16 protein-coding genes are annotated in these 22,076 nt (G+C 60.9%); 5 read left to right on the forward strand and 11 right to left on the reverse strand.

The genetic code is table 11. From position 1 onward, the window contains the following. Positions 1 to 1,066 (forward strand): hypothetical protein (locus ACILSE_RS13220; RefSeq protein WP_395717874.1); only part of this gene is annotated, 1,066 nt, incomplete at its 5' end. Between the two features lie 144 nt (positions 1,067 to 1,210). Beyond that, complete coding sequence (locus ACILSE_RS13225) at positions 1,211 to 1,831, forward strand: hypothetical protein (RefSeq protein WP_395717875.1); 621 nt, start codon at positions 1,211 to 1,213, stop codon at positions 1,829 to 1,831. A gap of 8 nt (positions 1,832 to 1,839) precedes the next feature. Here the strand turns inward: ACILSE_RS13225 and ACILSE_RS13230 are convergent, their stop codons facing one another. Then, a complete protein-coding gene (locus ACILSE_RS13230; protein ID WP_395717876.1) occupies positions 1,840 to 3,312 on the reverse strand; it encodes a sulfatase in 1,473 nt (490 codons plus the stop codon). 77 nt (positions 3,313 to 3,389) lie between these two features. Here ACILSE_RS13230 and ACILSE_RS13235 point away from each other — a divergent pair, with 77 nt between their 5' ends. Next, on the forward strand, positions 3,390 to 4,898 hold the full coding sequence (locus ACILSE_RS13235; RefSeq protein WP_395717877.1) for a Gfo/Idh/MocA family protein: 1,509 nt from the start codon (positions 3,390 to 3,392) through the stop codon (positions 4,896 to 4,898). Positions 4,899 to 4,905: 7 nt separating this feature from the next. Here the strand turns inward: ACILSE_RS13235 and ACILSE_RS13240 are convergent, their stop codons facing one another. From ACILSE_RS13240 to thiD, 3 genes are read right to left on the reverse strand one after another with little or no spacing between them, the layout of a single operon-like run. Further along, on the reverse strand, positions 4,906 to 5,118 hold the full coding sequence (locus ACILSE_RS13240) for a hypothetical protein (protein ID WP_395717878.1): 213 nt from the start codon (positions 5,116 to 5,118) through the stop codon (positions 4,906 to 4,908). Next, positions 5,115 to 6,212 carry a S41 family peptidase gene (locus ACILSE_RS13245; RefSeq protein ID WP_395717879.1) on the reverse strand — a complete coding sequence of 366 codons (1,098 nt, stop codon included), beginning with the start codon at positions 6,210 to 6,212 and terminating at the stop codon, positions 5,115 to 5,117. The genes ACILSE_RS13240 and ACILSE_RS13245 overlap by 4 nt, the downstream gene beginning before the upstream one ends. Then, on the reverse strand, positions 6,209 to 7,024 hold the full coding sequence (thiD, locus tag ACILSE_RS13250; protein WP_395717880.1) for a bifunctional hydroxymethylpyrimidine kinase/phosphomethylpyrimidine kinase: 816 nt from the start codon (positions 7,022 to 7,024) through the stop codon (positions 6,209 to 6,211). Before thiD ends, ACILSE_RS13245 begins: the two co-directional genes overlap by 4 nt. Positions 7,025 to 7,088: 64 nt before the next feature. Between thiD and ACILSE_RS13255 the strand changes: the two genes are divergently transcribed. Beyond that, complete coding sequence (locus ACILSE_RS13255; RefSeq protein ID WP_395717881.1) at positions 7,089 to 7,469, forward strand: Co(2+)/Mg(2+) efflux protein ApaG; 381 nt, start codon at positions 7,089 to 7,091, stop codon at positions 7,467 to 7,469. A 1-nt stretch (position 7,470) separates the two neighbouring features. Here the strand turns inward: ACILSE_RS13255 and ACILSE_RS13260 are convergent, their stop codons facing one another. From ACILSE_RS13260 to ACILSE_RS13285, 6 genes are all read right to left on the reverse strand, one after another. Next, positions 7,471 to 8,226: a formylglycine-generating enzyme family protein gene (locus tag ACILSE_RS13260; protein ID WP_395717882.1), complete on the reverse strand. Its 756-nt coding sequence runs from the start codon at positions 8,224 to 8,226 to the stop codon at positions 7,471 to 7,473. Positions 8,227 to 8,233: 7 nt separating this feature from the next. After that, a complete protein-coding gene (locus ACILSE_RS13265) occupies positions 8,234 to 10,270 on the reverse strand; it encodes a prolyl oligopeptidase family serine peptidase (protein ID WP_395717883.1) in 2,037 nt (678 codons plus the stop codon). A 30-nt stretch (positions 10,271 to 10,300) separates the two neighbouring features. Continuing rightward, complete coding sequence (locus ACILSE_RS13270) at positions 10,301 to 10,903, reverse strand: MFS transporter (protein WP_395717884.1); 603 nt, start codon at positions 10,901 to 10,903, stop codon at positions 10,301 to 10,303. Positions 10,904 to 10,931: 28 nt separating this feature from the next. Continuing rightward, positions 10,932 to 12,584: a tRNA guanosine(34) transglycosylase Tgt gene (gene tgt, locus ACILSE_RS13275; protein ID WP_395717885.1), complete on the reverse strand. Its 1,653-nt coding sequence runs from the start codon at positions 12,582 to 12,584 to the stop codon at positions 10,932 to 10,934. A 6-nt stretch (positions 12,585 to 12,590) separates the two neighbouring features. Continuing rightward, on the reverse strand, positions 12,591 to 13,799 hold the full coding sequence (locus tag ACILSE_RS13280) for a nucleoside monophosphate kinase (protein ID WP_395717886.1): 1,209 nt from the start codon (positions 13,797 to 13,799) through the stop codon (positions 12,591 to 12,593). 223 nt (positions 13,800 to 14,022) lie between these two features. Beyond that, positions 14,023 to 18,219 carry a PVC-type heme-binding CxxCH protein gene (locus ACILSE_RS13285; protein ID WP_395717887.1) on the reverse strand — a complete coding sequence of 1,399 codons (4,197 nt, stop codon included), beginning with the start codon at positions 18,217 to 18,219 and terminating at the stop codon, positions 14,023 to 14,025. Between the two features lie 111 nt (positions 18,220 to 18,330). Here ACILSE_RS13285 and ACILSE_RS13290 point away from each other — a divergent pair, with 111 nt between their 5' ends. Further along, positions 18,331 to 19,170 (forward strand): AraC family transcriptional regulator, encoded by an 840-nt coding sequence (locus ACILSE_RS13290; RefSeq protein WP_395717888.1) that lies wholly within the window; start codon positions 18,331 to 18,333, stop codon positions 19,168 to 19,170. 83 nt (positions 19,171 to 19,253) lie between these two features. Here ACILSE_RS13290 and ACILSE_RS13295 read toward each other — a convergent pair whose 3' ends face one another. Continuing rightward, entirely contained in the window at positions 19,254 to 22,007 is a 2,754-nt protein-coding gene (locus tag ACILSE_RS13295) for a phosphoenolpyruvate carboxylase (RefSeq protein ID WP_395717889.1), read from the reverse strand. Between the last annotated feature and the right edge of the window lie 69 nt (positions 22,008 to 22,076).

Below are 22,076 nucleotides of genomic sequence, written 5' to 3' on the forward strand. Positions count from 1 at the left end.
GCCCCACGCCGGCACCGCGACGCCCGACATCCGCCAGGGCCGTGGCGCTGACGATGCAGTGACCGCGACGCCCGACATCCGCCAGGGCCGTGGCGCTGACGATGCAGTGACCGCGACGCCCGACATCCGCCAGGGCCGTGGCACTGACGATGCCGTGACCGCGACGCCCGACATCCGCCAAGGCCGTGGCGCTGACGATGCAGTCGCTGCATCAATGAATGTAAGCCAAGGGCAGCGTGCGGATGAAGTGGCAGTTATTGGTGCCGAGGACCGCGGCATTGTGGACACCGTCATCAACTTCGTGACCAGCGCCCTAGGTTTTGGAGACAGTACCCCAACTGCTTCTTTGGATGATCTACAAGGACAAGGTGCGGATGACGCAGCAGTTAACGCCGACGGCACGCCGCACATCCGCCAGTCACGCGGTGCGGATCCGTTGGTCCCCACTGCCTCCGGTTCAGCAGTGAGCACGGTGGCTGCCTTGTCACCAAATGCTGAGAACACAACACAGCTTCGTACCAGGGACATTCATGTGGTTTTTGGTGCCTCCCAACAGGCATCACAAACGCCAGGTCTCGCTCCAAAGGCAATCTATCGCACCAACGGCGAACGGCACAACTTGGATGTGATTGTCGCTGGTTACGTTTGGCATGAAGGCATCGGCACCGCTGACCTCGAGAATGGAGAAATCATCGGCAACCTCCCAAACAAGCAGCGGCTGCGCTTTGCCGTGTATGCGAACGCTCAACAGGCGCAGGCTGCCGCCAGTCTTTGGGCCGCTCAAGCCCCCGAGGCCACGCGTGCGGACAGCGCGCTGATTGCTGCGGAAACGGGAATCATCACCTGGGATGCCGAAACTGGCCGCCCAGATGATGATGGTTCCGATGGGATGGGCGGCATCAACGGCCTTTTCCTCACCAGCGAACGTATGCCTGAGTTCAACGATGCCTACCTGCGTGGCAAAGTCATCCAGATTTATGGGCCGCTGGTGACAGCACTCGATTATGCCGGCAATCCGATTTCTTGTTCTCGTCAGGTTTATTGGACTAGCTCCCCGCTTCCCTGAGCGACGCCCGTTTAAAAGGACCCGTTTTTCTGGAGGCCTCTGCCTCCCACGAAAGCGTCCTCCCCCAGCTGCAGGAGCCCGCGCCGAGGGCAATCGTGCGCTTGCTCCTGTGGCGCTAAAAACTCATTCGCGCTGTCCCCCACCATGAACCCTTCCTTAATGACTGATATCGCCATCAAATCATACATGGCTCCCGACTCCACTGTTAACGGGAAATGCACAGAGGCTGCAAAGATGCTCGAAGTCTCCTGTAACTTCGCGGGAGCTCGTAGGGCAGGCATTTTCAGCACCAGTGGTGATGGGGCATGTTTTGACGTCGGCTATCGGATGTCTGCTCAGCTTGGACTTGTTCTGATGCCTCAATTGGATTTGCAGGCAGGCTTCCCTTTACTGCAAAACGTTGTTTTGGGTCTTACGACTTATCAGTGTGTGGTGTTGCAGCTGGCCGGGCTCACTATCAATGGCAGGATCCTGGTGGTTTTGTTTGAAGCAGGCAGCCTGGTCACATCGCAGGCTGTGGGCAGACTTGAGGGCGTCATGCATGCCTGGTGGCATCGAGCAGGCTGGACATCCAGCGCTGCAAACCTGCTGCACGTTTGCAGCGCATGCCAGGACATCAAGATGGCGGACGGTGGCTGGGCGGGGTGGGAGACCATACTGCGCCGGAATCTGGGCCTGGAGATGAGCCACACCTTCTGTCCTTCCTGCTTCGATGAACTTTATGGGGGCTTGTCGCCTGTGAAAGAATCAGGAAGGTCCTTTTAATCGCTACTTCATCGAATCTTTGCGTCTGGCAGCTCGCTCTTTACGCCTTCGTCCAGGGGCATTCTGTCGGTCTTGTCGTCAAGGCCGGTGGCTAGCATGAGCCTGGCAAGTTCGGCTTTCAATTCAGGAATCTTCGGCGCGAACTTTGGATCGCTGATGAGGTTTTTTGTCTCGCCGGGATCGTCTTTGAGGTTGTAAAGCTCTGCCATGTGCTTGTCGGGGCTGCCGTCGCCGTGCGGATAGTGGATGTATTTCCATTCGTCGGTGCGGATGGAGCGGACATTTGGCGTGTAGGGGAACTGCTTCTCGTAGTTGTAGTGGTAGAACCAGCTCGTGCGCCACTCAGGATCGCCTTTTTGCACGAGCTTGACCCAGGACTTGCCGTGCGTTTTCGGCAGAGCCGGCGCGCCGCAGAGTTCAAGCAGGCTGGAAGCCATGTCCACGGTGAGCACCTGCTGTTCGATGGTCCTGGGTTCTTGGGTGAGCTGCGGTGAGCGCACGATGAGCGGAATGCGCAGGCTGGGTTCGTGCGCGGTGCGTTTGTCCACCATGCCGTGCTCGCCTTCGAGCAGGCCGTTGTCGCCCATGAAGACGATGATGGTGTTGTCGAGCTGCTTTGTCTCCTCCAGCCAGGCGCGCATGCGCGCCACGCTGTCATCCACGCTCAAGACGGTGCCCCAGTAGCCATGGACCATGTTCTCAAAGTCCTTCACGGCTTCGGGACGGTCATCGGGGAATTTTTTCCGCCACTCAAACAGCGGGCCGTAGATGCCGTGCCAGGTGTGCAGACGCTGTTTGATCCACGCGGGCTTGTCGTCGAGGTGAAACGCGGTGGAAGGGTAGGGGACGCGCACGTCATCGAAGGCATGCTCGTATTTGGGCTCCGGCGTGTAGAAGCTGTGCGGGGCCTTGTGGCCGATGAAGGCACACCACGGTTTGCCGGCGCTCTGCTGTTTGAGCCAGTCCATCGCCAGATCGGTGACGACGGTGGTGTAATAGCCTTTGATGACCTCACGCTTCCTGCCGTTGAGATTCCACTCGGTGTCGAAGTATTTACCCTGGCCCTTGTGCGTCACGAACACGTCGAAGCCGGGGCGCGGCTCGTCGTTGTCCTCGCCCATGTGGTATTTGCCGAAGTAGGCGGTGGCGTAGCCGTTGTCGTGAAGAACGGAAGGGAAGCTCGGCATCGAGGCCGGATACTCGGTGAAGTTGTTCGTCACACCGTGCGTGTGCGCGTACAGGCCGCTCAGAATCGATGCGCGGCTCGGTGAGCAGAGCGACGTGGTGCAGAAGGTGTTCGCGAATCGCACGCCTTCTTTGGCCAGGCGGTCGATGTTTGGCGTTTTGACGTGCTTCGACCCGTAGCAGCCGAGAGCATCCGGGCGGAGATCGTCGCAGAGGATAAAGAGAACGTTCGGCTTCGCCGACAATGACGAAATCAGAATGAGGAATGAGAAAAGCAGGATGGCGTGGCGAAGCATGGTTGTTGAATGGAGGAAAGGGCTTCTCGTTTGTCAAAAAGGAAAGTCTCCATGGCCGCCTGCGTTTGTTCAGCACCATGAACAACCGCCGCTCTTTCCTCAAACAGTCCGCCGCCGCTTCCGCCGGTGTTTTCTACATCGCCAAAACTTCCTGGGCGCAGAAGAGTCCGGGTGACACGATAAATGTGGCCGTCATTGGCTTTGGCGGGCGGGGCAAGGGGCATATCAGCGGCTACAAGGGCCTCAAGAACGAAGGAGTGCGCATCGCGGCACTGTGTGATGTGGACAGCAAAGTTTTGGGCAGGGAGGTCGATGCCTTCGGCAAGGAAAAACAAAAGGTCACCGGCTACACCGATCTGCGGAAGCTGCTGGAGAACAAGGACATCGACGCCGTGAGCATCGCCACGCCGAATCACTGGCATGCGCTGGCCTCCATCTGGGCGATCCAAGCGGGCAAGGATGTGTATGTCGAGAAGCCCGTCTCGCATTGCGTGTGGGAGGGGCGGCAGATCGTCAAAGCGGCGCGCAAGTATTCGAAGATCGTGCAGACCGGCACGCAGTCGCGTTCCAGCCGCAAAGGCATCGCCGAGGCGGTGAAATTTGTGCAGGAAGGCAATCTTGGCAAAATCCTGGTTTCACGCGGTCTCTGCTACAAGCGTCGTGGAAGCATCGGCAAAGCGGAGGGTGAGCAACCGGTGCCGGACACGATTGATTTCGATCTCTGGTGTGGTCCAGGCCCGAAAAAGCCGCTCACACGCAAAAAGCTGCACTATGACTGGCACTGGACCTGGGACTACGGCAACGGCGACCTCGGCAACCAGGGCATTCACCAGATGGACATCGCCCGCTGGTTTCTCGGCGAGATGGAACTCTCCCCCAGCGTGTGGAGCGTCGGCGGCCGACTCGGTTATGAGGACGACGGCGAGACGGCGAACACGCAGATCATCTACCACGGCTACGAGAAGGCTCCGCTCATCTTTGAAGTGCGCGGCCTGACGGAGAGCAAGGAAGGCAAGAACATGGACAAGCTCATGCAGACGAGCCAGGGCGTTAAGTTCAAGCCGAATCCGGGCAAGGACGGCAAGGAAGGCGTGACGGGCGCAGGTGTCGGCGTGATCGTCGAGTGCGAAGGCGGCACCGTGGTCGTGCCGAGTTATTCGGGCGCGGTCGTTTTCGACAAGGATGGCAAGGAAATGAAAAAATTCGAGGGCAGCGAAGACCACTTCAAAAACTTCATCAACGCCTGCCGCAGCCGCCGTGTGGACGATCTGCATGCCGACATTTTGGAAGGCCATCTCTCCAGCGCGCTCTGCCACACCGGCAACATCAGCCACCGTCTGGGTGCGAAAGAAGGTCCTGATGCCATCCTCGAGAAAATCAAAAGCGACAAACTCGGCGTCGAAAGCTTCGAGCGCATGAAGGAGCATCTGGCGAAAAACGAGATCGACCTCGGCAAGGACAAACTCACCCTCGGCGTGAGTTTGAAGATGGACGGCAAAACCGAGCGTTTCATCGACCACGATGCCGCGAACGCGATGCTTAAGGACAAGTATCGCGAGCCGTTTGTGGTGCCGGAGGAGGTCTGAGCGCTGCTCAGGCCTTTCGAATCATCTCGCCACGCGAAAAGTCGGCCACGTCCATCTGCACGATGACTTGCCCGCCTTCGTGCAGCGGCAGTGTCTCGATTTTCTTCGAGGTGAAGGCAAAGATCATCTTCCCGTTTGCCAGCATCGCATGGCAGGTGCGCGGGCTGATCACTTCGCGGATCGTGGCGCTGGTTTGAATTTTGTCCGGGATCTCTATCACTTGGTCACAGGAATGGCTTTTCTTACCGGGAGGTCGTCGGATGGCTTGTTGTTGCGCTTCCAGTCGATCTTTGCGGCTTCCAGCAGCGTACGCGTCGTGATGAGGTCCACGGCCCGCTGCACCACGGTGTCGATAGGTTTTGAGGCGTCCTCCGGCAGCGCTTCTCCGGCGGAACGTCGGATGTAGGCGTCGAGTTCAGGATTTTTTTCCGCCACGAGGGCCGCTTCATTGAACCGGGCTCGCGGATTGTCCGTGATCGTGCTCTTCACATCTTGCTCAAGCGCAGCCTCAAATGCCTGATGCTTGCGCGTGGCGCTGAGGGTGACTTCAAAGTCAGGCTTCAGCCCTTTTTTAAAAACAGAGGTGTCATCGGCCAGCAGCACCTCGGCGCGTGCGAAACGCAGCGACCACTCGGCATCCACCGGAACTGTCTCGTAACGCACCGCTCCACCGCGTGTGGCTGAACCGATCAGGAGCGCTTGTTTGCGCAGGCGCAGCACGGCGGCGATGGTTTCGCCGAGATTGTTTGTCTCTTCATCGACGAGGACGAGCAGCGGCTTCGTCCAAACGGGATCGCGTGAGCTCATCTCGGCCTCCGTCGTGCTCTGGCCCATCTGTTTCATTTTGAAGAGAACCTCGCCCTTCGGCACAAACAGGCTCAGCAGCGACGCCGCGTCGTCAAAATCTCCGGGTGGCGAGGGCGTACGGAGATCGAGGATGAGATGCGCGGCCTTCGCTTCGGCGAATTTGCGCAGATGCTGCTCCATCTCGGCGATTTCCTGATTCGTCATCGCCAGCGGGCGCAGATAGGCGGTTTGCGCGTTCAGCAGGTCGGCGCGCACGCCTTTGAGCGTGTTCGGCACGGATTCCAGCTTCCGGGGGATCAGCTCAGCGCCGAAATCGAGTCGCTGCAGCAGCCCGGCCAGCGCCGCGCGGTTTAGCTCGTCAAAGGTGAGGTCGTTGCTTCGGATATACTCCTTTTGCAGGATGCGGAACGCGGTCTGGATGCCCGCCTGGCTGATGTCCTTCGTCTCCGGGCCGCTGGCGGCGAACACGGAGCTGGTGAAGATCAAAAGGGCGGCGGTATGTCTCATGCGTCTGTTTGCTGGAGATGATTGAGAGCATGAACGACGCCCGCGCCAGCACTTTGCCACGCGAAATGCTGCGCGATGGCGCGGCTGACGAACTTTTTCGCCTCAGCCACCGCCTCGTTCAGCGCCATGCCATGCGCGAGACAGGTGGCAATGGACGCGGAGAAGGTGCAGCCCGTGCCGTGCGTGTGAACGCCCGCCGTCCGTGGCGCGGTGTGCCAGATGATTGCCTGCTCCTGACAAAGCACGTCGGCGGCTTCGCCATGAAGGTGTCCGCCTTTGACAAGCACAGCAGTGCCAAAGCGGGCGCTCAAATCGCGCGCGCAGGCCTCCATGTCCTCGATGCAGGCGACTTCGCGTTCCCACAGCACTCGAGCCTCGTCCATGTTGGGCGTGATCAAAGTGGCGAGCGGCAACAATTCATCGATCAGAGTGCGCACCGCTTCGTCTTCGAGCAGCTTGCCGCCGCTCGTGGCGACCATGACAGGATCGACCACCAGAGGAATGCGGCCGTGGGCGAGTGGCCGCCACGTTTTGACGACTGCCAGCACCTGATCCTTTCCGCCGACCATGCCCGTCTTCGCCGCCGCGATGGGGAAGCCGCTGAACAAGACGCGCATCTGGTCGGCGATGAAATCCGCGTCCAGCAACCGCACCTGCGACACAATGCCGGGCGTTTCAGACACGACGCTGGTCAGCGCATTCAGGCCGTAGCCGCCAAGGGCCGAGATCGCCTTCAAATCCGCCTGCACACCGGCACCGGCGGAGGAATCCGAGCCTGCGATGCTGAGAACGACGGGTGGGGAGGGGGGCATGTGACGCGAGCTTCAGGTTTCAGGTTTCAGGTTTCAAGTTTTCGTTTCGCGGATAATGTGCGCCATGCACTTCGAAACTCTGCCCGGACTGACCGTCACGGTGGACAACATTTCCTACGATCCGACGCGCCCGGCGCCACCCGACCGGCCGCATCCCTTCGTTTATCATCTTTCGATTCATAACGACTCTGAGGAGACGGTGCGCATCTTCGGCCGGAAGTGGATCGTCCGTGACACGGATGGTGACACGATGGTCGTCGAGGGCGATGGCGTTGTCGGCCAGTTCCCCAATCTCTCGCCGGGCGAAACGTTCAGCTACAACTCCTACCACGTCATCAAGACCGAAAGCACCGCCACCGGTTCCTTCTTTGGCACCACGCCGGACGGACGCCGCGTCTGCACTCGCATCCCCCCCTTCGAGATGCAGCCGCCGATGATGGCGTGAATCACTGCTTCTCGCACAAAATGCGGAAGCCCACGCTGTCGAGTCGCGCATTGTAGGGATCAGGCCCGCGAAACGACGCCAGCAGGCGCTTTTCGGCGCCGCAGCGGAAGGCGCCGCCACGCACGATGCGCAGGCTGTTCTTCGGCGGGTCGTACCAGCCATCGACCCACTCCCACACATTGCCTGCGAAGTCGAACAGGCCGTTCGCATCCACGGCATAGCTGCCCACGGGCGCGGTGTCCGCATGTCCGTCGTCGATGGCGAGCCACTTGCCATCGTAGCTGTTGCGATACTTTCGTCCGAAGGCCTCGTCGCAGAAATTGCCGACATCCTTTGCCAGCGGACGTGTTCCCCAGTGGAAGATGCCCACGCTCGGTGTCTGCTGGGTGGGCGGAATGCCCGCCTTCTCCTTCAATCCGGCCATCAGGCTCCATTCCTCATCGGTGGGGATGCGATATTTGCGCCCTTCCTTTTTTCCCAGCCATTCACAGAAGGCCAGCGCGTCCTGCATGCTGACATTCACCGCAGGATGATCCGGCGTCTGTGGAAAATCGGGCTTTTTCCAGTCGGCTCCCGTTTGGGTGGCGAACTGTTGGTAGTCCCTCACCCGCGTCTCAAACCTGCACACAAGCATGCCGATGCTTGCCACGCGAACAAACGGCATCTCCAGGCTATTCGTGAATGCGGTTTCGACTTTCGCCTGCTGGCCGCTGGCGGCCTGAGTGATCAGCAAGAGGGTGAAAAGGAGCGATTTCATCATGAGTTCAATTCGCGGGAGCAGGCTTCCATTCCCAGGTCTCGTTGAAGAATCCCGCGTCTGCGATACCTCCCGGTGCCTGGCTTGTCTTAGGCTTGCTGAGATCGATCACAGCCCAGTCCGGCAGCTTCGCCACCTGGCGGGCGTTGTTGAGATAATCGTATTCGCGGTAGGTGAAGCTGCTGTTGATCACGACATACTTCGCCGGATTGAGCGGGTTCGGGTAGATCAGCACGGGAGCATTCGTCGCCGCGTCGTAGGTTTTGCCATTGGCCACGAGTTTGTCCTTCGACCACTGGATCGGCAGCTTGTCGGCGATCTTGGCGAGGATCGCGTTGCTCTGCGGATCACCCCACAGCACGAGATTGTTCGCTGCGATGTCGGCGTCGGTGATCGCGGCGTCATCTTTGGTGGGTGCGTCGCCCCGAAACTGCCTGCGCCATTCAAACTGTGCGCGTTCGAGTTCCGCTTTGGCCCAGGCATCCACTTTCTCGCTCCAGCCTGCCTTCGTGGGTTTCACAAAGAGAAACTTGTTCATGAACGCGTCGTCGATCGGGCCTTGCAGGCCGTGCTTCTTGAAAAACTTCACCGGCGTGCCTTCCATCGGACTTTGCTCCAGGTCGATGCCGAGGGATTGCGACCATTTGCTGTTCTTGAGCTGGAAATGCACGCGCCAGGAGCGGTCAACCTTTGGCCGGGTGACTTCAAGCGTCTGGCCGTCGATGATCACCGTCGGTTTCACGAGCAGGGATAGCGGGCAATGGCCGCTGGGCATGTCGATGGTGAAGGCGGTGATGTTTTGCAGTTTGATCGTGACCTCGGAAGAGCCCGTGATGCGCGCATGGATGCGCCCGCGCTCCCAATGCTCCTGTAGCGAGTCAGCCACGATCCAGTGCATCCGGTTGTAGCGCAGAAACCAGGTGGAGAGATGCACCTCGCGCGGAGCGCGGTCACGTCCGATGGCGGCGATGCTGGCGAGGCGTTTTTCGATCTCGACCAGCGAATCGGGATGAATCTTGTGCGCGGTCTGCGGCCCGATGATGTGCAGCAGATCGACATGCTCGCCACGCAGGGCGTGCTCCATCGCGTCCGCAGCCTGCTTCTGTTTGTCGAGTTCGCCGCTGTAAGCCACTGTGGGGCAGTTTTCGAGGTTCAGCGCGTTGTCCGTGGCATTGTACCAATGCCAGAGCTTCTTCTGATACCACGGCGCGCCGCTGACATCCTCGTTCTGGAAACCGCCGAGGAATTCCGGTGTCTCGGAAAAGCCCGCGCCCGGATTCGCCGCACACCATTTGTCCGCGTAATTCACCGCAAACTGCCACGCCGCCGCTCCGCCCATGCTGAAGCCGCGCACGATGACGCGGTCCTCGTCGATGGCGTAGAACTTGTTCGCATGGTCGATGGCTTCGATAAGGTCGATTTCGCCCGCGAATTTGTTCGCGCAGCAGTAGCGGCCATATGGATGCAGCACGAGCGCTCCCTTGGGTGAAATCTGGCCGACTTGTTTGCGCCGTTGATCCACGAAAGTCAGCTCGCTCAACGTTTCACCGCGTCCGTGGCACCAGATGTCGAGCCGTGAAGGCGCGTCGACATAGCTTTCAGGAATCACCATGCCGTAGGGCTGCACGGAGCCGTCGATCTTTGAACGGTAACCGCGAACCACGAGGCCTTTCTGCTTTGTCCAAGGTGTCTGGCCGCCTTTGAAGGCCTCGGCACGTTGCAGACCTTCGGCGATCAATTCGTCCGCGCTCTTCAGCTCCGTGAGTTTGTGCACCTCGTTGTAGCGCAGCGCCCAATCGACGGCCTTGTGATAGATTTCTAGATCAGGCAGCAGATCAGCCAGCATCGAGTTCTTCGTCTGCGCTTTGGCGGCTTCATCAATGGCGGCGCGAAGCTTCGCCAGGCCTTCCGTCAAACGTGTGCGGTCCGCGTCAGGAATAGCCACGCCGGGAGGTGGCACCGGACGTACGTTGTCGGCTTGGTTGTCCTTGGGACCATCCGCAAAGACAGACGTGAGGGCGATGAGAGGAAGAAAACGCTTCATGATTGAGTCGAAGAAGAAAGACAAAGGAACTTATTTCTTGCGCTTGGTTTTCGGTTTCTCGGCAGAGATCAACGGCACATTGTGAATCTCGAAGGGTGCGCTGGTGGCGCTGTCGAACTCGGCGGCGGCTTCGAGGCCTGCGCGGGCGATTTCCTCCGCAGTCTTGCCTTTGTCATACGCTGCCTGCATCGCGCCAAGCGCGTAGTCGCGACCGGAGCCAGCGGCCCAGAACTTGTGAAACTGTTGTGCGGAGCGATACGAGTAGATCGCGAAGATGCCGTGCGGGTTCGCCATCAGGCCGTAGAACTGCGTCGTCTCATATTCCTCACCCTTGTCCGGCATCGCGGCCATGAAGTACTCGGCCTTCAGCCAATGGTGCGCGTGGCGAAATGTTTCGAAGATCATCTCGCAGGAGGAAAAATCACGCGGGCGCTCGGGATTGGCAAAGTAGCTGTTCATTACCACCAGACTCGCCGACGTGCCGGTAAGGCCGATGAAGGTGTCGCCGACCTTGGTGATCTTCGTCTTGTTCACGACATGTTGCGCTTTCTGCCGCAGCGAGCCAAGACAACTGAGTGTGTCAGCGCCGATGCAGGTGACGCCGTTTTTCTGGGTGACAACGATGGTGGACATGAGGACCGCATGACTAGCGGTGTCACCGCTAAGGCGCAAGCATGTCGATCACCGGTGCTTCATGCTCGTGAGTTCCCTGGAAGGTGCGCAGCACCAGATCAGGCTTGGGAAGCTCTTCATCCTTCGCGAGGCTCCAGCTCAAACCGGGGCAGAATCGCGATTTCCAAGCTCCGCGATGCAGGATCGTGTCCGCAGCACCATGCCGCAGCCAGGAGAAGATCTTCTTGTGATTCAAAGCCAGCCGCAGCGCATCCAGATCATCCGCCACGCTTACGATGTGCATCGGCCTCACGGCCTGCTTTTGAGCGAGGCCTTCATAGACCAATATGGCCGACAAAGCCGCCGCGCCAGCTCCCAGGCCCTCATCCAAGACAATGATGGGCGTCTCGTCTTTGGCCTTCAGCAGTTTCACCAGCTCTGGAATGTCCTCGCGGATCGTGGTGGGCACCACCGCACCCGTTTCGAGATGACGAATCGAGGAACCGTGAAGCTCGTAGCAGCCGATTTCACTCACCGTGGCGCTTTGACCGCGCTTCGGGGGCTTCACCGGATGATCGAGATCCTCCTCGGCGAGTATGGCCCGCTTCTCGTGGTAAAGCGGCAGGAAGCGATCCTCCAAGATGCTCGTGCGGATCTCACGCATGAGCTGGTGGTAGAAGTGGATGTTGTGCTGGCCGATGAGCGTCCAGCCGAGTGTCTCCTGCGTCTTCGTGAGATGATGCAGATAAGCGCGTGAGTGCGTGGCGCACACCGGGCAGGTGCAAGCGGCATCCAGCGGTGCATCAGCGAATTTATAAACACTGCGACGCAGTTCGACGATGCCACGTGAGGTGAAGGCGGTGCCGCGCTTTGCCACCTGCGTGGGGATGATGCAGTCAAACATGTCCATCCCGCGATGCACGGCCTCCAGCAGATCGATCGGCATGCCAACGCCCATCAAATAACGCGGCCGGTCCTCCGGCAGCAGCGCGGCGGTAAGTTCGCAGACGTCTTCGCGCTGATGTTTTTCCTCGCCCACGGCCAGTCCGCCGATGGCGAATCCATCAAACGGCATCGTCACCAGCCCGGCGGCGCTTTCCTTTCGTAGATGCGGATACAACGCGCCCTGAACGATGGCGAAAAGCGATTGCGGCGAGTCTTCGCGTGCGGCGAGACTGCGTGCGGCCCAGCGTTGCGTGACCTGCAGAGCCTTCCGTGCCGTCTTTTCATCGGCGGTGCTCGGAATGCACTGATCGAGCACCATTATGATGTCGCTGCCAATGCTGCGCTGCGTATGGATGCTCAGCTCTGGGCTTAGCAGGATGCGGCGGTTATCGACATAGCTTTGGAACACCGCGCCCTTCTCCGTCATCGACCGCGAATGCGGCAGCGAGAAGATCTGGTAGCCGCCCGAGTCCGTGAGCACGGAGCCAGGCCATTTCATGAAGCGATGAATGCCGCCCATCTTCTCAAACACCTCCGACCCCGGCCGCAGTAGCAGGTGGTAGGTGTTCGCGAGCAAAATCTGCGATCCCGACGCTGCCAGCGACTCCGGCGTCTGCGCCTTCACCGTCGCCTGCGTGCCCACCGGCATGAACAGCGGCGTTTGAATGACACCATGCAGCGTCCGAAACGTCGCCGCACGCGCCCGCGAGCCGCTGGCACGCGCTTGCAGTTGGAAATCGAGACGGGAGGGAAGCATGACGAATCACCCACGTCGGATCTCCGAGCCTTTGAACTGCACGGCGATGCGGAAGACTTTTTTCTTCCGGCACTCGATCTTGCCGGTTTGCAGGTCGAAGCGGTCGGGGATCTCGATGACGTGGAGGTCGGTCTTGGCGTGGAAGCCGCGTTCGGAGAAGATGTCGATGAGGATGGCGAGGGCCTCGGGATCGTGGAAGAGCTTGTCCTCGGTGTTGATGTCGGCACGGCCGGAGATGGCGTGGCGGACGATGATGGGCATCATCTTCGTCTCGATGAAGGCGACGACGGCTTCCATCAGCTCGGGCTTTTCGACCTTGTAGGCATCCAATCGGCGCACGAGGTCCTGCCGAGCATGGCGAATGATCTCGCTGGCGAGCGGCAGCTTGCGCAGGAGGTCAAACGTGCGCGGATCGAGCTCGAGGGAGCTTTGATACTCGAGCTCCTTCACGATGTTCTGCTGCACGATCTCCAGCGGTGCCTGCGCGTTGATGAAGTGGTAGTGGAAAAGCTCCTTCAGCGAGACGAGCGCGTCGTAGGTTTTCTCTTTGAAGACCTTGTAGCGATTCCGAGCCAGCGCGGGATCGAAGTCGGTGGCACGCTCTTCCCACAGCTCGCCGAGGCCAGAGCTGCGCACTTCCGCATTGTGGGCGAGCACTTCCTGGCCGCGCTTGAGCTGTCGCGCGATGCTTTCGGCCTCATCGACAAAGAGCACCATGATGTGGAAGATGGGCTGCTTGAAGTGCGCGGCGTCCGGTGTGTCGAGGAAGTCGCGGCGCAGGCGCACCATCTTGTCGAAGAGCATCTTGAGGCACTCCACCTGCACCTTCGTGCGCGGGAATCCGTCGAGGATGGCACCGTTTTGCTGCTCGGGCTCCAGCAGCTTGCGCATGAGGATGCCCACGACCTCGCGATCGCCCACCATGCCGCCGCGGGCTTTGATCTCACGAGCCTCCGGTGTGTCGAGCAAGGCGCTGACAACGATGGGCTGCGCATCAATGCCGCGCACTTGGCGGATGAAATCCGTATTCGTGCCTTTGCCAGCCCCTGGCGCACCGCCGAGCAGGATCAGCTCCTTCGGGAAACGCAGGTTCACCCGGCCGTAATCGGCTTCGAGCTGCTTCCACACATGGTTGAAGATGAGCTGAGCATCTTTGATCTCCAAGTCGGCTGGCACAGCGGGCTTGGAGGCGGTTTCGGGGTTGGTGGAAGACATGATTCGTGGAGGCTTATCGGCTCATAGCATCGCAGTCAAATAGGCATCCAATGGGCGCGGCAGCGTTTTGGAACCGAAGCGCAGCGGAGATAGACAGCCGTAGGCTGCCCGTAGGGGGAGCGCAGCGAATCAATGCTCCAGCCCTCTGGAGCTTTTCGTGCGCCTCACGTGTATCGAAAGCGCTGGAGGACCAGCGCACTCCAGGACGCTTTCGCGTGTCTTGCTAACCCTTCAGCGTCATCAGATAGGCGAGCAGATCGGCCACGCTCTGGTCCGGCAGCGCATCCAGCAGGCCTTCGGGCATGAGGGAGCGGCGGATGAATTTGGTGCTGCGGATGTCGGCTTTGGGGACGCGGCGGTCGGGGAGGCCGGCTTGGCGGATGACGACGGCGTCTTTGTCTTCGCTGACGAAGAAGGCGTCGATGAGGTCGCCGTTTTTCATTTCGACGCGGTAGATGCGGTAGCCGGGCTCCATGGCGGCGTTCGGCGTGAGGATGTTGCGCAACACGGCCTCCAAGCCCATCGCGCCGGCCCCGGAGAGGTTGGGGCCGATTTGACCGCCCGCGTTGCCGATCTGATGGCAGGCCATGCAGAGGGCGCTGAGGGCTTTGCCGTTCGCCGCATTGCCTTTGGGGGCCAGGGCGGTGAATTTGGCAAATTTGGTGTCGAGGGCTTTCGCGGCTTCTTCCGTGAGCAGCGGCGGGGTGTCGATGGTTTTGGCGATGCGGGCGCCTTTGCCCATTTTCTTCAGATCGGTCAGATGGGACGGATCAGTCCGATCAAAGCCGCTGCGCACTTCGGCGGCGGTTTTGGCGCGTTTGAGCACCCGAAACTCCATCATGGCTCCCTCGGTGCCTTTTTTGGGGCCGCTCCAGGCGATCTGGCAGTTTTCCCATTTGGCGGGCGCGGGCTTGGTGCCTTCGGCGTCGAGTTCGCCGTTTTGGTAGATGCGGAAGTGGCCTTTTTCATCGCGGGTGACGGCGAGGTGGGTCCAAAGGTCGGGCGTCATGGGTTTGTTGGCCACGCAGACATCGCGCAGTTCGGGGCCGGCATAGACGCGGAACTTGCCGCCGAAGAAGTTCATGTCCACACCGCCCTTCACACCGAGCAGGCTGTCCTCATTGCCGATGCCGGGCGCGAGACGCACCCAGGCCTCGACGGTGAAGGGACCGTCGAGAGTGATCTTCGAATCGACCCTCGCGGTGTCCTGGCCGTCGAGCAGCAAGACCTCGCGGAAGATGCCGCCGAGTTGCTGCTGGAGTTGGGTGATGGCAGGATCGTCGCCGAGCACGGTGGCGAGTCGTTCGACGGTGGGACCGTCGAGGTCGGCCTGTGGGAGCGTTTTGTCGAGCAAGGCGGTGACGATGGTCTTGGCTCCGGCTTTGCTGCTGGAGAGGGCGTTCAAGGCGCTGCGGCGCTGCGCGGGCTGAAGTGAAGGGTAGAGCGCGAGGAGCTTCGCTGCGGCATCCGGCGAGCGTGAGGCGGCGAGGGCTTCGAGCGCGGCATCGCGTGTGAGAGGATCGGGATCGGATTTCGCGAGGGAGGCGAAGAGATCAGCTTCACCGCTGCGGAGGTCGCGGAGGGTGGTGAGGATGTTGGTTTTGTCTTTGGCTTCCTTGACGAGCGACACCAAATCACCTTCGAGCGAAGCGAGCTGGAAGCCGCTGATAAGCTGAAGCGCCAAGGTGATGCGGGCACTCTTGCCCGCAGTTCCGGCGCTTTCATTGCGGGCAGGAGTGCCCGCATCACTTGCCAACAGCATCTGCTTCGCCGTTTCCGTCAGCAACGGCGCGATCTGCTTCGCATCCAGCTTCGTGCGCTGGGCCAACAGCTTCTCGGCGACGGCGGCGCGGGATTTTTCGTTCGTGAGGAGTGCTTGGAGAGCCTCGCCGACACCGGCTTCGGCGGGGAACTGGGCGAGGCGGAGGAGTTCCTCGTCATTCGGAGCGCGGTCGAGCTGCGGGAGCAGTTTCGCGACGCGGGAGGCGCTGGCCTTCGGCTCCAACGCGAGCGAGGCGAGCACGCGGGCCTCCACGGGCAGTTTCGCGGAGGCTTCGGAGTCAAGGAACTTCGCGACGACATCCGGATGACGCTCTAGGAACATGCGGACGAGGAAGCGCTCGAACTCGCGGTCGTAGGCCTCACGCACGGGGATTTGCTTGTTGCCGCGGGAGGATTGGATGGTGGGGCCGTTGGGGAGGCTGGGTTTGGCGAAGGAGAGGAGTGCGGCGATGTTTTGATCGGACAGATTCCGACCGATCTGACTGATCTGACCGAATTGACTGCTGGCGAAATACTCTTGAGCGGCGAAATGGGTCGCGGGGAGCTGCTTGCGGTCAAGAAGCTCCTGCCATGCGAGATGCGTCTTTCCCACAGGCTCTTTGCCAAGAGCCGCGACAAGCTCCTCGGTGCTCAGCTTGGTGAAATCAGCCACCTCGGTCTTCGCGCCCTTCGGCTTCACGCGCCAAATACGTCCCCGCGTCTTATCGCGATCCGGATGCGCTCTTGGCACCTCGTTGTGGGAAATGATCTTGTTGTACCAATCGACGATGTAGATGCAGCCGTCGGGGCCGTTGGTGAGGGCGACGGGGCGGAAGAAGGGATCGTCGCAGGTGATGAGGTCGGGGAGCTGGGCGAGCTTCCAATACGCACCATCGCGGTGCATGGCGATGGTTTGAATCTTCGAGGTGATGGGATTGGCGACGGCCATCACATGGGCGGGCTTGGGTGTTGTAGTCCCGGCTTTAGCCGGTTCTGAATTCCCTGAGCCGGCTGAAGCCGGGACTACAGAACTCTGAGCCACGGCAGATGGCGAAAGCGATCCTGACTCGATGAGCGCCAAGCCGCTCAAGCCGGTGCCGCCCATGCGGAAGTCGGCCTGCGGCGGGAAATCGGGCTGATAGCTCTTTTTGAGCGCCTCCATGCCGCCGGGGTAGTAGGCGTATTCGTGGAAGGGCATGACGGGGTAGCCGTAGTCGTTGGCTTCCTGGATGAAGGTCTCGCCTTCGCCGGTGATGACGAGGCCCCAGATGTTGTTCGGGCCGGTGCTGATGACCTCGAACTCGCTGCCATCGGGCCGCATGCGGGCCATGCTGCACTTGGGCCAATCGACGACGACATCGCTGCCGGGCTTGTGGACTTTGCTGTTGTTGAAGAGGCCCTGCGCCATCCAGATCCAGCCGCCGGGTGCCCGCGTGAACTGATGCGGAAACAAATGCGAGTCCTGCACGCCGAAGCCGGTGAGCACGACATCAAAGGTGTCCGCCTTGCCGTCGCCGTTGGTGTCTTTGTAGAGCTTTAAATCGTGGCCATGCTGGACGTAGCAGGTATCGCCCGCGCCCCAAGGCAGGATGCCGAGCGGAATGGCGAGGCCGTCGGCGAAGACGGTTCCGTTTGTGAGTCCACCCGCGGGAATCTTCGCGTTCAAAGACTCCCGCGGATAGACGAGCACCTTGTCCTTGCCCTTGCCCGCATACACGGCCTCAGCGGCAGCGGGGTTTTCATTTGAATCGACAGGATACTCCAGCGCGGTCTGCGTCCACAGGCGGCCGCGTTGATCGAAATAAACGCTGACGAATTTGCCGAGGCCTTCGCTCTCCTGCACGACGAGCTCGATTTCGTAGCCTTCGGGGAGGTGGAAGAGCTTTTGCTGCTCTTCGGCGGTTTTGGAGGTGCCTTGGACATCGTTGTAGCTGATGTCGCGCTTTGGCTTCGCGGCATCCGCCTGCGGTTTCGGCGGCAGTTTGGCCTTCATGCCTTCGATGCCGCCGATGCTCTGCCAAGTGGGCGCACCCGGCGTGGCGGGCAGTTCTTCGATGGTGACCTCTTTGACCTGCACGAGGCAAACACCGCCGCTGTGCACCTGCGGGGCGATGTGGCCGTCGAGGGCGATGTTCGGGTCGGTCTCGGTGTAGTCCATGCAGTGGACGCCGTTGATCCAGGTCTGGATGCGCGGCCCTTCGGCGCGGATGCGGTATTCGTTCCAGCCGAAGACATCGATGGCCTTGTCGAGCGCGGCCTGCTGCTCGGGCGTGGGTGCCCAGATGACCTTGTTGCGGCGGTGCTCGTCGTAGATTTTGCCGAACCAGCCCGCGCCGCAGTCCACCTGATAACCACTCATGGCGCTGCCCCCACGCACGCTGCGGATCTGGATGCCGCTATTGATGAGACCCGTCTTCGGATCGCCGCTGACTTTGATTTTGAGCTTCAGCTCGAAGTTTTGGTAACTCTTCTTCGTGCTGATGAAGTCGTTCTTTTTGATCTTCTCCGTCGTGGAGCCGCCGGTGATGACACCGTCCTCGACACGCCACATGGCGGGGTCAAAGTCCCAGCCATCGAGCGTTTTGCCGTCGAAGAGACTGACGGGCTCGGCGTGAAGGACAAAAGGGACGAGAAGGACAGAAAGGAGTGCGAGGCGCATGGTCGGGAGAATACGAGATGAAGCACGCAGGCTAGCAGGAACGCATGCACGGTGTCATGCCTGAAATGCACCTGTGCGTGACAGAACGGTGGAGCGGTCTTTAATGCGGGGATGCAAACCACGGGTGATCTGGCTGAAACCACCATCGACGGGCCCAAAACCCGCCGCTGGGTGATCGAGTCGTGCGATTGCGCGGAGATGAGCACGCACCGCATCGCGCGCCTGGGCATGGATGAGGCGCTGCCGCCGTATCGGCGGGTGAGGATGACGCCGGAGGGGAGCTTTGTGATGGCCTGTGTGAGTGGTGAAGGCTCGATCTTGCTCGATGGACGCTGGCAACGCGTCAAACCGGGCATGGTGTGCCTCGCTCCACCACGGGTGCTGAATGCGTTTGAGGCAAAAGGGCGTGAAAAGTGGTGTTTCGCCTGGGTGCGGTATGATGAGCCGAGTTTTGTCACGCCGGTGGTCGGCGCGGCGTCACCGGTCATGCCGGGAGCGCAGGCGGAGGAGATCGGGCGCATCGTGAACGGCCTGCGGAGCGAGTGGGAGGGCGAAAAGGAACCGCGCATGCTGCATCACTGGCTGGAACTGCTCCACGGCACGATCCGCCGCATCGCGCAGCCATGGCGGAGCCGCGAACCGCGTGTGGCGAAGCTGTGGGCCGATGTGGAGCAGGATTTGCGGCGCGATTGGACGCTGGCGGAGCTGGCGCACCGCAGTCATTGCAGCCCGGAGCATCTGCGTCGACTCTGCATGAAGGAACTGGGCCGCAGCCCGATGCAGCACCTCACCTGCCTGCGCATGGAGTTGGCCCGGAGGCTCCTCGAACGTGAAAACGACAAGCTGGAGGTCGTGGCGGCAAGTGTGGGCTACGCGAATGCGGCGATTTTCTCCCGCGTCTTCCGCCGCTGGGTGGGCGTGGCACCTGGGGAGTATCGGGGAAGGCAATGACGAAACCAGAATAGCGAATGACGAATCAATGACGAAGCCCGAAAAGGCGTGCATTCGTCATTCCTCATTCTGGTTTCTTCATTCTATCCCGTTGTCCTCAATCCAGACGCGATGGCATTCACGGAGATCAAAAGATCGGAGATCATCGCCTCGGCAGCCTCGGCTTTGCCGGAGTTTACGAGGGCGCGCCAGTCGCGCAGCAGGGCGATCTGCTGCTGATGGAGGACCTTGAGCGGTTCTTCGCGGATGTTCAGCGTGTAGGCGAGGCGGGGGCGGCGTTCTTCGAAGGTGCCTTGGAACAGCTCGTTGATGATGCTGCGGGTGGCTTCGAACTCGCTGAGGATGGTGTTGAGAAACCGGTCGCGCACGGCGCTGTCCTCCACGAGGTCGGCGTAGGCGCGCATGAGGTCGGTGTTGGCGCTGACGAGCGAGCTTTCGATGTTTGTGAGCACGTAGCGGAGGAAGGGCGAGCCGGGAACGGCCGCGGCGAGGGTGTCGTAGGCCTTGGGATCGTCACTTTTGAGTTTCGTCAAAGCACTGCCCGCCCCGAACCAGCCGGGCAGGTAAAAACGTGACTGGGTCCATGAAAACACCCACGGGATGGCACGCAGGTCATCCAGCGAAGCCTGGCCGGTGCGGCGTGCGGGACGCGAACCGATGCGCGAGTTCTCCAGCGCGTCGATCGGCGTGGCCTGGCGGTAGAACTTCATGAAATCCGGTGTGTGCAGGAAGGCGCGATAGGCATCGCGGCTGTCCGCGGCAAGCTTGTCAAAGAGCGGCTCGAGCGCTGGATGCGCTCGAGATTCAGTGCTGCGATGACGCGCGGTGGCCGCCGTGGCGGAGGCGATGAGCAGCTCGGCGTTGTAAACGGCAGAGCCGATGTGCGCGTATTTCTGCGCGATGGTTTCGCCCTGCTCGGTCATGCGCATGCCGCCGCTGAGGGAGCCATGCGGCAGCGCCTCCATGAACCAATGCGTGGGCCCCGCGCCACGACCAACCGTGCCGCCGCGGCCGTGGAAGAAGATGGGGCGCGCGCCATGCTTGTGGATCATGGCGGAAAGCTCACGCTGCGCGCGATGCAGCGCGCACTGGCTGGCGACGATGCCGCAGTCCTTGTTCGAGTCGGAGTAGCCGACCATCATCTGGAAGACGGGTGTGCCGCCCTTGCTTTGTGCCTTCAGGCTGCGCTGCGTGACAGGATGCGCCAGGAAGGCCTCCACGATGCCGGGGCCTGCCTCAAGATCCCCCATTGTTTCAAACAAGGGCACCACAGGCAACGGGCAGACGAGCCCTTCCGGCGTCCATTCCATCAATCCGGCCTCACGTGCGAGAATGTACACGATGAGCAGGTCTTCCACGCGGCGTGTCATCGAAACGATGAGCGAGCCTAGGCCGGCGTTGCCGAATTGTTTGCGATGCTCGGCCAGAACACGATGACAGGCGAGCACAGTGTCGGCTTCCGGCCCTGCGGAGATGCCGGGGGAGAGGAAGGGGCGCGGCGAGGCGAGTTCGCGGTCGAGCAACTCGCGCTTCTTTTCGACGCTCCAGTCAATGAAAGAACCTTCGTCGAGCAATCCTGCGGCGCGTAGGAGCTGATCGATGGCCTTCTCATGGAATGCGGAGTTCTGGCGGACATCGAGCGCGGCGCTGTGGAAACCAAAGGCGCTGAGATTGCGGCGGAAGGGCACGATCAGCTCTTCGACGACAGCCCTGGCGCCCACCTCGACCAAAGTCGTCGCGAGCGCGTCGATGTCGGCGCGCAATTCCGATGGATTCAGGTAAGCCGCCGGCGAGGCCGGTTTCTCGATGGCGAGCAGCACGCGTGCGCGCATGAGGTAAACAGCGGCGCGCCAGGGTTCCTCCTTGTTGCGATCCAGGATGTAAGCCGTGTCGATGTGCGGCTCGTTGTGGAGCTTTGCCTCGAGCGTTTTGATCAACTGCGTCAGGCGGTGCGGCGTGGTTTGGAACAGGGAGCTGAGCGGCAGGTGCCGAGCGAGAGATTCGAGGGCACGGCGCTGCACGCGCAGCGCGTTGTGGCGCATGGATTGCAGGGCACGGCGTGTGACATCCGCGGTGACGAAGGGGTGCCCGTCACGGTCGCCGCCGATCCATGAGCCAAAGCGCAGGAGCGGGGGCAGCGTGTCGATTTCCGCAGGATCGAACCCGTTCGCCTCCCATGCCTCGCGCAGATGGGTGTGCGCGCGTGCCAGCGCCTCGGGAAACACCTCGCGCAGGTAGTGCAGCGCGTTTTGCAGCTCCGCTTCGATGCTGGGGCGTGTGACCTGGATCTCGCCGGTGCGCCAGAGGTTTTCGAGCTGGGTTTGAAGCTGATGCTGGAGACGCTTCTGCTCGCGCGGCGTGTAGGCCGGGTTCTCATGACGGTTCATGAGGCTGTAAATCTCGCGATGCAGCTCACGCACTGTCTCGCGCTTCGCCTCGGTGGGATGCGCGGTGAGCACAGGCTCGACGCAGACCTCACGCAGCGCGGCAAGGATGTCCTTTGAGTTGAGCCCCAGCGACCGCAGTTGCTTCAGGTTGTCAGGCCAGAGCCCTTTCTCCGCCTCGGGGCCGAGTTTTTTTTCCCGCAGGCGACGGACTTGTGAAGAGGCGCGTTCTTCGACGATGTTGAGCAACTGGAAAGCGATCGAATAGGCCTGTCCGAGCGAGCGGGTGGCCTTTTTGGGTTCTCCGGTGCCGATCCACGGCAGGCAGGCGGCCAGTTCCGGCTCGCCGAGCTGCGTCAGCACGGCTGAGAACGCTTCCATGAGAAAGCGGAGATCGTCTTCGAGGATTTGGAAACCGTGCTGGCGGAGATTTTGCGGGGGAGTTTCGGACATGGCTGGGGTTACGACTGGCAAAGCAGGATTGGTGCCGGGTTGGGCTGCTGAACGGCCCAAGATGGCTTC

The sequence above is a fragment of the Prosthecobacter sp. genome (assembly GCF_044236155.1).
Taxonomy (GTDB): domain Bacteria; phylum Verrucomicrobiota; class Verrucomicrobiia; order Verrucomicrobiales; family Verrucomicrobiaceae; genus Prosthecobacter.

What these genes read in the sequence shown, in the direction of transcription:
- ACILSE_RS13225 (WP_395717875.1), top strand. Translation starts at nt 1,211, where the DNA reads ATGAACCCTTCCTTAATGACTGATATCGCCATCAAATCATACATGGCT.
- ACILSE_RS13230 (WP_395717876.1), bottom strand. Translation starts at nt 3,312, where the DNA reads ATGCTTCGCCACGCCATCCTGCTTTTCTCATTCCTCATTCTGATTTCG.
- ACILSE_RS13235 (WP_395717877.1), top strand. Translation starts at nt 3,390, where the DNA reads ATGAACAACCGCCGCTCTTTCCTCAAACAGTCCGCCGCCGCTTCCGCC.
- ACILSE_RS13245 (WP_395717879.1), bottom strand. Translation starts at nt 6,212, where the DNA reads ATGAGACATACCGCCGCCCTTTTGATCTTCACCAGCTCCGTGTTCGCC.
- thiD (WP_395717880.1), bottom strand. Translation starts at nt 7,024, where the DNA reads ATGCCCCCCTCCCCACCCGTCGTTCTCAGCATCGCAGGCTCGGATTCC.
- ACILSE_RS13255 (WP_395717881.1), top strand. Translation starts at nt 7,089, where the DNA reads ATGCACTTCGAAACTCTGCCCGGACTGACCGTCACGGTGGACAACATT.
- ACILSE_RS13260 (WP_395717882.1), bottom strand. Translation starts at nt 8,226, where the DNA reads ATGAAATCGCTCCTTTTCACCCTCTTGCTGATCACTCAGGCCGCCAGC.
- ACILSE_RS13265 (WP_395717883.1), bottom strand. Translation starts at nt 10,270, where the DNA reads ATGAAGCGTTTTCTTCCTCTCATCGCCCTCACGTCTGTCTTTGCGGAT.
- ACILSE_RS13270 (WP_395717884.1), bottom strand. Translation starts at nt 10,903, where the DNA reads ATGTCCACCATCGTTGTCACCCAGAAAAACGGCGTCACCTGCATCGGC.
- tgt (WP_395717885.1), bottom strand. Translation starts at nt 12,584, where the DNA reads ATGCTTCCCTCCCGTCTCGATTTCCAACTGCAAGCGCGTGCCAGCGGC.
- ACILSE_RS13280 (WP_395717886.1), bottom strand. Translation starts at nt 13,799, where the DNA reads ATGTCTTCCACCAACCCCGAAACCGCCTCCAAGCCCGCTGTGCCAGCC.
- ACILSE_RS13285 (WP_395717887.1), bottom strand. Translation starts at nt 18,219, where the DNA reads ATGCGCCTCGCACTCCTTTCTGTCCTTCTCGTCCCTTTTGTCCTTCAC.
- ACILSE_RS13290 (WP_395717888.1), top strand. Translation starts at nt 18,331, where the DNA reads ATGCAAACCACGGGTGATCTGGCTGAAACCACCATCGACGGGCCCAAA.
- ACILSE_RS13295 (WP_395717889.1), bottom strand. Translation starts at nt 22,007, where the DNA reads ATGTCCGAAACTCCCCCGCAAAATCTCCGCCAGCACGGTTTCCAAATC.